The 12,204-nt window shown below is 57.7% G+C and carries 9 protein-coding genes; 3 read left to right on the top strand and 6 right to left on the bottom strand.

What is annotated here, in order from left to right; translation table 11 throughout:
* Positions 1-91 precede the first annotated feature (91 nt).
* From rpsO to AC1MEA_RS03605, 3 genes are all read left to right on the top strand, one after another.
* The gene (gene rpsO / locus AC1MEA_RS03615) at positions 92-361 is read left to right on the top strand and encodes a 30S ribosomal protein S15 (RefSeq protein WP_219063825.1); all 270 of its coding nucleotides are present in this window, start codon (positions 92-94) and stop codon (positions 359-361) included.
* A gap of 175 nt (positions 362-536) precedes the next feature.
* Positions 537-2,642: a polyribonucleotide nucleotidyltransferase gene (gene pnp, locus AC1MEA_RS03610; protein WP_480916760.1), complete on the top strand. Its 2,106-nt coding sequence runs from the start codon at positions 537-539 to the stop codon at positions 2,640-2,642.
* Between the two features lie 300 nt (positions 2,643-2,942).
* A complete protein-coding gene (locus tag AC1MEA_RS03605; RefSeq protein ID WP_449634894.1) occupies positions 2,943-3,293 on the top strand; it encodes a BON domain-containing protein in 351 nt (116 codons plus the stop codon).
* 186 nt (positions 3,294-3,479) lie between these two features.
* Here the strand turns inward: AC1MEA_RS03605 and AC1MEA_RS03600 are convergent, their stop codons facing one another.
* The 6 genes from AC1MEA_RS03600 to acs all read right to left on the bottom strand — a co-directional run bounded on the left by AC1MEA_RS03600 (position 3,480) and on the right by acs (position 12,166).
* On the bottom strand, positions 3,480-3,773 hold the full coding sequence (locus AC1MEA_RS03600) for a DUF2845 domain-containing protein (RefSeq protein WP_219063823.1): 294 nt from the start codon (positions 3,771-3,773) through the stop codon (positions 3,480-3,482).
* Positions 3,774-3,776: 3 nt separating this feature from the next.
* The gene (locus AC1MEA_RS03595; RefSeq protein ID WP_480916759.1) at positions 3,777-6,731 is read right to left on the bottom strand and encodes a DUF748 domain-containing protein; all 2,955 of its coding nucleotides are present in this window, start codon (positions 6,729-6,731) and stop codon (positions 3,777-3,779) included.
* A gap of 107 nt (positions 6,732-6,838) precedes the next feature.
* Positions 6,839-7,855 (bottom strand): class I SAM-dependent rRNA methyltransferase, encoded by a 1,017-nt coding sequence (locus AC1MEA_RS03590; RefSeq protein ID WP_449634826.1) that lies wholly within the window; start codon positions 7,853-7,855, stop codon positions 6,839-6,841.
* Between the two features lie 110 nt (positions 7,856-7,965).
* Positions 7,966-9,144 carry an acetyl-CoA C-acetyltransferase gene (locus AC1MEA_RS03585; protein ID WP_480916758.1) on the bottom strand — a complete coding sequence of 393 codons (1,179 nt, stop codon included), beginning with the start codon at positions 9,142-9,144 and terminating at the stop codon, positions 7,966-7,968.
* A 162-nt stretch (positions 9,145-9,306) separates the two neighbouring features.
* Positions 9,307-10,179: an oxygenase MpaB family protein gene (locus AC1MEA_RS03580; RefSeq protein ID WP_480916757.1), complete on the bottom strand. Its 873-nt coding sequence runs from the start codon at positions 10,177-10,179 to the stop codon at positions 9,307-9,309.
* 49 nt (positions 10,180-10,228) lie between these two features.
* Positions 10,229-12,166 carry an acetate--CoA ligase gene (acs, locus tag AC1MEA_RS03575; protein WP_480916756.1) on the bottom strand — a complete coding sequence of 646 codons (1,938 nt, stop codon included), beginning with the start codon at positions 12,164-12,166 and terminating at the stop codon, positions 10,229-10,231.
* Positions 12,167-12,204 lie beyond the last annotated feature (38 nt).

Below are 12,204 nucleotides of genomic sequence, written 5' to 3'. Positions count from 1 at the left end.
CGGTCACATCTCATTTAAAAATACGAGGATTTGTCCTCGGCCCATTGAAACTGTCTCTTTGGAGCGGTTTCTCGAATAAAGGATTGCCCACATGGCACTCAGCGTAGAAGAAAAAGCTCAGATCGTAGCCGACTACCAGCAAGCTGTTGGTGATACTGGTTCGCCAGAAGTGCAAGTTGCACTGCTGACCACCAACATCAACAAACTGCAAGGCCACTTCAAGGCCAACGGTAAGGATCACCACTCACGTCGTGGTCTGATCCGTATGGTAAACCAGCGTCGCAAGCTGCTGGATTACCTTAAAGGTAAGGACGTTAGCCGTTATAGCGCCCTGATCGCTCGTCTGGGTCTGCGTCGCTAATAACGACGTTGCTAGAGGTTGGTTGTTTGTCGCGGCTCATCGGGTTTACCTGATGAGCCGTGGCAGGCTCCCAGCCTCAAGTTTTATCTGGACGGTCGATGGGTCCGATCCCTGTCACTGCCCAAGAATTCGCAAGAAACCAGTTCCCCAAGAGCCACAAAGAAGGTAGGAAACCGTGAACCCGGTCATCAAGAAATTCCAATTCGGTCAATCGACCGTCACCCTCGAGACAGGCCGTATCGCCCGTCAAGCTTCCGGCGCAGTATTGGTCACCGTTGACGACGACGTCAGCGTGTTAGTGACTGTGGTCGGTGCCAAGCACGCTGACGCAGGCAAAGGCTTCTTCCCACTTTCCGTTCACTACCAGGAAAAAACCTACGCTGCGGGCAAAATCCCTGGCGGTTTCTTCAAGCGTGAAGGCCGTCCTTCCGAGAAAGAAACCCTGACTTCGCGTCTGATCGACCGTCCGATCCGTCCGTTGTTTCCAGAAGGTTTCATGAACGAAGTGCAGGTTGTCTGCACCGTTTTGTCCACCAGCAAAAAGACTGATCCAGACGTCGCTGCCATGATCGGCACCTCGGCTGCACTGGCGATCTCCGGTATTCCTTTCGACGGCCCTATCGGTGCTGCGCGCGTTGCTTTCCACGAAAGCACCGGCTACCTGTTGAACCCGAACTACGAACAACTCAAGGCTTCGAGCCTGGACATGGTCGTAGCCGGTACTTCGGAAGCGGTATTGATGGTTGAATCGGAAGCTAAAGAGCTGACCGAAGACCAGATGCTGGGCGCTGTACTGTTCGCCCACGACGAATTTCAGGTTGTTATCCAGGCCATCAAAGAGCTGGCTGCCGAAGCTGCCAAGCCAACGTGGGACTGGAAAGCACAACCAGAAAACACCGCACTGCTGAGCGCGATCCGCGCTGAGTTCGGCGATGCGATTTCCCAGGCTTACACCATCACCGTCAAGCACGAGCGTTATGCCCGTCTGGGTGAGTTGCGTGACCAGATCGTTGCCAAGCTTTCCGGCGAAGAAGGTCAACCGACTTCCAGCGAAGTCAAAGCTGCCTTCGGCGAAATCGAATACCGCACCGTGCGCGAGAACATCGTCAACGGCAAGCCGCGTATCGATGGTCGTGATACCCGCACCGTACGTCCGCTGAACATCGAAGTCGGTGTTCTGCCGAAGACTCACGGTTCGGCACTGTTCACCCGTGGCGAAACCCAGGCTCTGGTTGTTGCTACTCTGGGCACTGCACGTGATGCACAGTTGCTCGACACCCTTGAAGGCGAGCGCAAAGACCCGTTCATGCTGCACTACAACTTCCCTCCGTTCTCGGTGGGCGAGTGTGGTCGTATGGGCGGTGCTGGTCGTCGCGAAATCGGTCACGGCCGTCTGGCTCGTCGCAGCATACAAGCCATGCTGCCTGCTGCTGACGTGTTCCCGTACACCATTCGTGTGGTATCGGAAATCACTGAGTCCAACGGTTCCAGCTCCATGGCTTCGGTCTGTGGTGCTTCCCTGGCGTTGATGGACGCGGGTGTGCCGATGAAGGCACCCGTGGCCGGTATCGCCATGGGTCTGGTTAAAGAAGGCGAGAAGTTCGCCATCCTGACCGACATCCTGGGTGACGAAGATCACTTGGGCGACATGGACTTCAAAGTAGCCGGTACCGCCAAAGGTGTTACCGCGCTGCAGATGGACATCAAGATCAAAGGCATCACCGAAGAAATCATGGAGATCGCTCTGGGCCAAGCCCTGGAAGCGCGCCTGAATATCCTCGGTCAGATGAACAAGATCATTGGTCAATCGCGTACCGAACTGTCGGAAAACGCTCCGACCATGATCGCGATGAAAATCGACACCGACAAAATCCGTGATGTCATCGGTAAAGGCGGCGCGACGATCCGTGCGATCTGTGAAGAGACCAAGGCTTCGATCGACATCGAAGACGACGGCACCATCAAGATCTTTGGCGAAACCAAGGAAGCGGCTGAAGCAGCACGTCAGCGCGTTCTGGGTATCACCGCTGAAGCCGAGATTGGCAAGATCTACATCGGTAAGGTTGAGCGCATCGTCGACTTCGGCGCATTCGTCAACATCCTGCCTGGCAAAGACGGTCTGGTTCACATCTCCATGTTGAGCGATGCTCGCGTCGAGAAAGTAACTGACGTATTGCAAGAAGGTCAGGAAGTTGAAGTTCTGGTACTGGACGTGGACAACCGCGGCCGTATCAAGCTGTCGATCAAAGACGTTGCAGCAGCAAAAGCATCAGGCGTGTAATTAGCCTGATTGCCATACGCTGAAAAAGGACCCTTCGGGGTCCTTTTTTTATGAGCGCTTTTAAGCGCTTATACGGGCAGCCAGTCATTTTGCTGCGCACTGCATGCATCTTGCATGCAGTGCAGGGGGAGGAGCGTGCAATCTGCACGATATCCAATTTTTGAGTATTTGATAACTTATTGTTTTATAAGGTAATTATATTAGTCTGGAGGTTGGCACAGCCCTTGCGATATATCCTGTAACCCTGCTTCCAGTGATGCTGGCGCAGATTTTAGAAAAACAGGAGTGACTCGTATGAATATGAATAAGTTCGCTATTGCCGCTGCTGCTGCCACTGCACTGACCTTCACCATGGCCAACGCGGCATTTGCTCAACAAACCACTCAAGCACCTATGGTTGTTGCTGCTGGCGAAATGACCAAAGCTACAGAAGCAACCTCTGATACCTGGATCACCACCAAAGTCAAAGCCGATCTGGTCACCGAAAAAGGCATTCCAGGTACTGACATAAAGGTAGAGACCAACAAAGGCGTGGTTTCCCTGTCATCGACCGTTACATTGAGCGCTGCTCAGAAAAAGCTGGCTGTCGACATCGCCAAGAAAATCAAAGGCGTTCAAGCAGTGTCGGCTGATGGCCTGAAATCCGAGTAACGTTTTACCCTCTCGCGATGATCATGGATAAGGAGCCCGCTGATAACGCTGGACGGTGTCGGCTGGCTCGTTAAAGGTTCATGCGAAAGACCATAAGGATGTGGTCATTACAGGCCCCTGCGTTCGCGCCGGGGCCTGTTCTATTGTGGGGATGGGGGATTTGAAGGGTAAGGCCCGGCGCAGCCGTCAGCTACCGCGCTTACTGTCTATGCGCAGTAGTCGGCCGCCTTCGAAACGCAGGTATTGATACATTCCGTTATTGGGCCCGTAGATCCATTCATCAATCTGGACTTCTTCGCGCCTGTTCACGCTGCGCTTATAGCCAATGATATTTCGGGCAATAGGTTCACCGCATTTCTGCTGCACCTCAAACTCCCGATCACCCACGCTGATCAATTGACTGCCGCAACGCAAGGTATCTGCCTGTGCTTGGCCTGCGAGGCAAGCGACTGCCAAAAGTACTAAACCGCCTGTTCGCATGGGTTATTCGCTGTCCAGATGCAGCTGAGTGACGACACGGCCATCTGATTGAGCCTCACCAAGGCTGGTGTCGATGAAATAGACCCGATCATCAGCCAGTTTGCCTTTATCGACCAGATAGTCCTTGATGCTGCCGGCGCGCGCCTGGCCCAGCTGGCGGAGCAATGCGGTGTTGGTGCTCCAGGACTTGATCACGTCTGCGCGCATTTTCGCGGCCCGCTCTTCCTTGCCCAGATTTGTCCACTCGGCAGGCGGTTGTTGCTTCAGCAGGGTGCGATAAATACCTTCGAGCATGGGTGTTTTTTCGTTTTCCGGCACTTGCAACAGTGAGGCTTGAGCCGGGACTTTGTCACCGCGACGCTGAAGAATCTTGTAGTACGTGCTCTGGTACTCGCGCTCCAGACGTTGTGCCGCGATCAGCGGGCCATCGCTGCTGACAGCGCTGGTGCCTTCGATCTCGAGATGCAACGCCGGGCGCTCCTTGAGTGCGGCGGAGAGCTTGTTCAGGGCGGATTGGGCGTCGCTGGTCAAGTCGCTCGAGCCGGGGGTGAACGCAATGCTGCCGAGGTCTTGAGATTCGCCGCCGCTGATTAACCCCCCAATGAACTTGAAGGGCGCCTCAGCCGCACGCAATACCAAATTGCGCAGCGTTTGCCAGACAATGGGCATCACGCTGAATTGTGGGTTGTTCAAGTCGCCGGAGATTGGCAGTTCGATGGAGATCTTGCCATCGGTGTCCTTCAGCAAGGCAATGGCCAGGCGAATCGGCAGATCGACGGCACTGGCGCTGTCGACCTTCTCACCCAGCTGTAGCTGTTCGAGTACCACCTTGTTTTCGGCCTTGAGTTGGCCTTTGACGATCATGTAATGCAGGTCGAGATTCAGGCGCCCTTTGCGAATGCGGTAGCCGGCGAATTTCCCGGAGTACGGCGTCAGTGTGGTTAGCTCGACGCGCTTGAAACTGGTCGCGATGTCCAGGCTGGCCAAGGGGTCGAAGGGGTTGAGGCTGCCTTTGATGGTCACCGGCGCATAGCGGTCGACCTTGCCATTTATATCGACTGTTGCAGGTTTTGACTGACGGTTGTCGAGTGTCCCGATTTTGCCATTGAGCTGTTGAATGGCGGTGGCAAAGTTGGGCGTGAGACTGAAGTCGGCGAAGTTGGCGGAGCCGTCATTGATATTCACTTCACCGATGCGAATTCCCATCGGCTTTTCACCACTTGCAGAGGCCTTGCCTGCCGCTGGTTTAGTCGCTGGTTTACCGCTGTCGGCTGGCTGTGGAATCAACAGATCATCAATGTTGGTGGTGCGGTCATCGTTGATCATGAAGCGTGCATACGGTTGCTGCAGATTGACCTTGGCGATCGTCAGGCTGTTGCCGTGTTGATAATCCAGTCCTTCAAGCACCACCTGCTGCCACTTGAGAAAGTCGCGCTGTTTGAGGGTGTCGAGGGTGTGCAATTGATCGATCTGGGCCTTGCCCATGACGCTGAAAGCCAGCGGCTCCGTGCTCTTCAGATTGACCGCTAGGTCGCTGCCAAGCATGCCGCTGCGCAGTTCAAGACGGATAAACGGGCTGATATAAGACTGCGCGACACGCAGGTCGATGTCTTTGGTGGTGACCTGCAGTTTGGCGCTGACCGGGCTCAGATTGACGTCACCTGCTGCCGTGATATGCCCTTGCTTGCCCAGCCCGGTGTCAAGCTTGAGGCTGAAAGGCGACTTGTTGAGGCTGTCGAAATTCTGCAGGTCGAGGTTCAGCGGGCCTACTTCCAGCGCAACGGGCTCCTTGGGGACCCGATCAGCCAGGTGAATCTGATAGTTGCGCAGTTGCACGTCACGCAGCAGCACCTGCCAGGGTTTGCTGGGGGCGATGGGCTGCTGGGCGACTTCGGGGGCGCTACCTGCTGCGGTCGCCGGAGCCTTGATGGCTGCTGCCGAAGCCGGCTTTTTCGGTTGGCTGGCGAACAGCTTCTGCCAGTCGAGCTCGCCATCCGCTTCACGCGCAGCCCAGGTTTCCAGTTTGTTGCTGCGGATCTTGCCGACCGTCACTTGCTGCTTGGCCAGGTCGATAGAGGTCTCGGTGACGTCCAGTCGCTCCAGACGCACCAGTGGCCGCCCGTCCGGCGCATTGATCGCGAAGGGCGCAACGCTCAAGGCGGTATTGGTCAGTTGCAATTCGGTTGCGCTGGCCAGGCTGAGCTTGTAGTCGGTGCTGAAGTTCAGAATGCCGTCTTGCAGTACGAGCGGCAGCGCATCGCGCACGTAGGGCCACCAGACTTTCATCTTGCCGTCAGTGACTTTTAGCTTACCTTCGGAGGCAATCGGCACCAGGCTGATGCGCCCGACCCAGTCGACTCGACCGCCTCCAGGACCTACTGCAACCAGGGTCATGTCGGCATTGTCTTCGGGCAGGGTGCTGAGGTTTTTCAGTTCCAGGCTCAGCTTGTCGTAAAGGAATTCAATCGGTTCGCTGGGGCGTAGATCCTGGAAGTGGACATAACCGTCAGCCAATTTGATGTGGTCAACCCGCATCGGGAAGGGCTTGCCGGGTGGCGCGTCCTTCGCTGGCGCGCTGGCCGGTAGCTTGAACAACTGCGCCAGGTTCAGCGTACCGTCCTTGCTGAAGAGAAGTTCGGACTTGGGTTTGTCCAACTCGACAGCCGCCAGATGCAGGGCGCCGGTCCACAGGCTGTCAATCTGCAGGTTGGTGTACAACCGTTCGAAACCGACCTGCTCCTGGCCCGGCGTGCCGATGTTCAGGCCCCACAGGGTGACTTCCAGTGTGTAGGGGTTGATTTCCAGGCGACCAAGCGTTGCCGGGACCGTGGAATAGGTGGCCAGTTGTTGATTGACGATCCGCAATGCGATGCCGGGCAGAATCAAGAACCCCAGCAAGCTATAAAGCGCGATGACGGTCAGCAAGGCGCAAATAGCGCGTATCAATCCTTTGGGCATGTGAGGCGTCGTCTCTCTGTCGGAGGTCCTTGGAGTATGGCACGCGAATCTGGTTCCCCAGAAGTACCCTCAGTGCGTGTCGGAAGATTCCTTTCTTGCGTCGGGCGTCAGAGCTGCAGTATCAGCGTTTTGAGCGGCGGTTGCTGGTCCTGAGACGGGAAGTCGCTGCCCGGCGTCAGAACCTGCCAGTCGCGTACCGGGCGCCCGGCCTTGCTGGCGCAGCGTAGCACCTGTTCGCGCCAGTCCTCCATGCTGACCTTCGCCAGATTATTGCAGCAGATCAACACGCCATCGGTGGCCGTGGTCAATACCGCCGGTTTGAGCAGGCTCTGGTAGTCGCGCAGTAAATCGACGGTGCCGAATGCACTTTTAGCCCACGCAGGCGGATCAAGGAACACCAGGTCGTATTGCCGTTGTTCGAGGCGCACATACTCGGGCAACTTATTCCCGCGACGTGGGGCGATGGGCAAGCCTGCCAGTTGGCGGATCGCCGGGAAGTAATCGGATTGCACAAACTTCATGGCTTTCAATTGAGGGTTGAGGACGCCATTTTCGCGACCCACCGCCAGATTGCCTTCGGCAAAGTCCAGGTTGCACACTTCCCGCGCGCCGCCCGCCGCCGCACTCAGGCCAACGCCACAGGTATACGCAAACAGGTTCAGCACGGTCTTGCCGGCGCTGTGTTGCTTTATCCAGCCACGGGTATTACGCAAGTCGAGAAACAGCAGCGGGTCCTGCCCGGCATGGCGCCCGCGTACGCGGTAGTTCAGGCCCCACTCATGACCAATCATATCCACCAGTGCCGCGTCTTCGGCTTTATATACGGCGTCGTTACGGTCTATTCGCGAGTTGCCTTGGGAGCGGTCGTTGTAGACCAGCAGGGTTTCGAGCCCCAGGCGCGTATTGACGGCCGCGTGCAGTTCCAGCAGTACCTCGCGTTCCAGCGAGTGGTGGAAACTCTGCACCAGCAATTGGGGGCCATAGCGATCGATGGTCAGGCCGCTGGCACCTTCCTGGCTGCCATGGAATAGCCGATAGCAATCCGTGCCGTGTTGATGCAACTCGGCAAGCAGTGGTTCACGGTTATCGAGGGCGACGCTTAGCGCCTGATTCAAGGAGGACATGCACAGCGCCTTGGGTTGGAAATGGGCGCGGCAGTTTAACAGTTAAGCGCGGGCATTGATCGCGGGCAAGCGTGCTTGCCCGCGATGACGTCAGCTCAGGCGCAGCAGACTCAGCGGGAAAGCGCCAATGCCACACCCTGACCACCACCGATGCACAAGGTTGCGAGACCTTTTTTGGCATCGCGCTTGATCATCTCGTGCAGCAGCGTGACCAGAATGCGGCAGCCTGATGCACCAATCGGGTGACCAAGGGCAATGGCGCCGCCGTTGACGTTGACCTTGTTCATGTCCAAGCCCAGTTCCTTGCCGACTGACAGCGCTTGTGCGGCAAACGCCTCGTTGGCTTCGATCAGGTCAAGTTGCTCCAGCGACCAGCCGGCCTTGGCCAGGCAACGACGCGTGGCGCTGACCGGGCCGATGCCCATGATTGCCGGGTCGACACCTGCGTTGGCGTAAGCAGCGATGCGCGCGAGAACCGGCAGCCCGAGCTTTTCAGCTTTGGCGGCGCTCATCAGGATGACGGCGGCGGCGCCGTCATTCAGCGACGAAGCGTTGCCCGCGGTGACGGAGCCATCTTTCTTGAACGCTGGCTTGAGTTTGGCCAACGATTCGGCGGTCGTCCCGGCGCGCGGTTGTTCGTCCGTGGCAAACGACAGCGGGTCGCCTTTGCGCTGCGGGATCAGGATCGGGGTGATTTCGTCGACAAAACGCCCGGCTTCGATGGCAGCCACAGCTTTCTGTTGCGACGCGGCGGCGAACGCATCTTGTGCTTCGCGGGTGATGCCGTACTTTTCCACCAGATTTTCGGCAGTGATGCCCATGTGGTAGTCGTTGAACGCATCCCACAAACCATCGCTGATCATCGTGTCGACCAGGGTGCTGTTGCCCATACGCAGACCGGTGCGCGCACCGGGCATGACGTAATTGGACTGGCTCATGTTTTCCTGACCGCCCGCGATGACCACTTCCGCGTCGCCGCAGCGAATCGCCTGAGCGGCCAGATGCAGGGCCTTCAAGCCCGAGCCACAGACCTTGCTCACGGTCATTGCCGGTACCGCGAAAGGCAGCCCCGCCTTGATCGCGGCTTGACGTGCAGGGTTCTGCCCGGCGCCTGCGGTCAATACGTGGCCCATGATCACTTCATCGACTTCAGTAACATCCAGCCCGGTTTGAGACAGCAGTTGGCGAATGACAGCAGCGCCAAGATCGACTGCGGAAATATTCGCCAGGGCACCCTGGAACGCACCGACAGCGGTACGGGTGGCGGCAACGATAACGACGTCTTGCATGGCAAAGGTCCTCACTATTATTGGGTTTTGCGTCGGGCCTGATTCAGCTGGCCCTGTTCGCTGTGGCGGTGGCTATGACAATGACAATGGTGTGCATGGTGTCACACATGGCCGTTCAGGTTCCAACGACAAACCGGCGGTCGTGCGCGTGCTTCAGGTCGGTCAGCAGGATAGCCCCATCCGTCGGTGGGCGCGCTGAACTGAGCCGTTGCGCACCGCCCAGCGTAACAAAGGCACGCTACGTCTGATGCTGGCGCGGATCAATGTGCGTTGCAGCAGGCCCTGATGGATCTCGAACAAATCGCTGGCCCAGACGGGTAACAGGTCGATGCCTGCCTGCATCATTAAGGCACCGAATGGCTTGGCCAGCCTGCTCGGAGCCGGGGCAGTCAGCAATAAGCGCAGTACCTCGCGGCTGCGTTCATCACAGATCAACTGCGGGCGCATCCGGTCGAGATAGTCGGCAATGGCTTGCCTTGAGCGCGGCACCTCACGTGCGCCGAGCCGTTCGGCAATGGTGGCGACTTCTGCGTAGTACGCATCCTGTGCGTCACCTGATAACTCGGGGTTGCGATAGCGCAAATGGGCGGCCAGAAAACTGCTGACTTCGGCCACATGCACCCACGTCAAAAGATCCGGATCACTGGCAGCATAGGGGCGTCCGTCGGGCGCAGTGCCCGTCACTTGCAAGTGGATGGTGCGCACTTTGTCTATCAGCCAGTTGGCGTCGCGGGTCGAACCGAAGGTTGTCCCTGAAATAAACTGGCCGGTCCTGCGAAGGCGGCCCAGCATGTCCTGACGGAAGGTCGAGTGATCCCAGACCCCGGCCAGCGCTAATGGATGCAGCGCTTGCAGCATCAATGCGCTGATGCCGCCGATCAGCATGCTGCTGAAGTCGCCATGCACCTGCCAGCAGATCGCCTCTGGACCGAACAGGCCGGGATCACCTTTAGGGTTTTCCAGGTCCAACTGACCCAGAGACAATCCAGTCAGACTCATGACTTGGGTTTCGATACGGCTACGAATGAATTCCATGGGCTCTCAACATCTGAGTCGGGCGCAGGGAGGGCTGCGCCCAACACGTTCAACGGTTCAGGCGTTTATCGATCAGGCCTTCGACCACACTCGGGTCAGCCAGGGTCGACGTATCACCCAGGCTGTCCAGTTCATTGCAGGCAATTTTGCGCAAAATCCGGCGCATGATCTTGCCTGAGCGGGTTTTCGGCAGGGCGGATGCCCACTGAATCAATTCCGGTTTGGCGAAGCTGCCGATTTCCTGGGCGACGTGGGCCAGCAGTTCTTTTTTCAACGCATCATTTGTTTCGACGCCTTTCATCGGCGTGACGAATGCGTAAATCCCCATGCCTTTGACGTCGTGGGGATAACCGACCACTGCGGCTTCGGCGATGCTGTCGTGCAGCACCAGTGCGCTTTCAACTTCGGCGGTGCCGATCCGGTGTCCAGACACGTTGAGTACATCGTCGACGCGGCCAGTGATCCAGTAGTCGCCATCCTCGTCGCGGCGAGCGCCGTCGCCGGTGAAGTAGTAGCCGGGATAGGGTTTGAAATAGGTCTCGACCATGCGCTGTTGGTCGCCGTATATGCTACGAATCTGTCCCGGCCAACTGGCCTTGATCGCCAGAACACCGCTGCCCGCACCGATGATTTCCTTGCCTTGCTCGTCCAGCAGTACCGGCTGAACCCCGAACAACGGACGCGTCGCGCAGCCCGGCTTGAGGTGGCTGGCACTGATCAACGGGGACAGCATGATGCCGCCGGTTTCGGTCTGCCACCAGGTATCGACAATGGGGCAGCGCTCCTTGCCGACCTGATGGAAATACCACTCCCACGCTTCAGGGTTGATCGGCTCGCCGACGCTGCCGAGCACGCGCAGGCTCTCGCGTGACGTGCTTTGCAGCGGCCCTGATCCTTCGCGCATCAGGGCGCGCAGGGCAGTGGGTGCGGTATAGAAAATGTTGACTTGGTGCTTGTCGATTACCTGCCAGAAGCGCGAAGCGTCCGGGTAGTTCGGCACGCCTTCAAAGATCAGCGTGGTTGCGCCATTGGCCAGCGGGCCATAGACGATATAGCTGTGACCGGTGACCCAGCCGACGTCGGCGGTGCACCAGAAGATTTCCTGGTCCTGGTAGTCGAACACATGCTTGAAGGTCATTGCGGCTTGCAGCAGGTAACCGCCGGTGGTGTGCAACACGCCTTTGGGTTTGCCGGTGCTGCCTGAGGTGTAGAGGATGAACAGCGGGTCTTCCGCATCCATTGGCTCGGGCGGGCAGTCAGCGCTCATGCCACGCACGGCGTCGTGGTACCAAATGTCGCGACCTTCGACCCATTCCACGTCGCCCTGAGAGCGCTCTACCACCAGTACGGTGCTGACGTTCGGGCAGCTTTGCAGCGCCTTGTCGACATTCTTCTTGAGCGGGACATATTTACCCCCGCGCACCCCTTCATCGGCAGTGATCACCGTGCGGCAGTCGGCATCGAGAATCCGATCACGCAACGCGTCTGGCGAGAACCCGCCGAACACCACCGAATGCACGGCACCGATTCGGGTGCAGGCCAGCATCGCGTAAGCGGCCTCGGGGATCATCGGCATATAAATGCAGACGCGATCACCTTTTTTCACGCCGCGACTTTTGAGTACGTTCGCCAGGCGGGCGACGTTGTGATGCAGTTTTTTATAGGTGATTTCAGCGGACTCACCCGGATTGTCGCCTTCCCAGATGATCGCGATCTGATCACCACGTTCTTTCAGATGACGATCGATGCAGTTGTAGCTGACATTCAATTCACCGCCCTTGAACCAGCGGGCCTCGCCAGTGTTCAGGTCTGCGTGCTGCACTTGCTGCCAAGGTTTGGACCAGTCGAGAAACGTCTTGGCCTGTTCGGCCCAGAAGGTGTCGGGGTGTTCCACTGACTGTTGATACATCCGCTGATAGTCAGCGGGGCTCAGCTGCGCAGCTTTACGCACGGCGTCGGCTTTCGGGAAAACGCTGATATCGAACATGGGTTGATCCTTATTCTTGTTGATGCAACAAGTCATCA

The sequence above is a fragment of the Pseudomonas sp. ASL8 genome, from assembly GCF_056680355.1.
The sequence above is the reverse complement of the archived record's forward strand: the minus strand, read 5'-3'. Positions and strand labels throughout refer to the sequence as shown.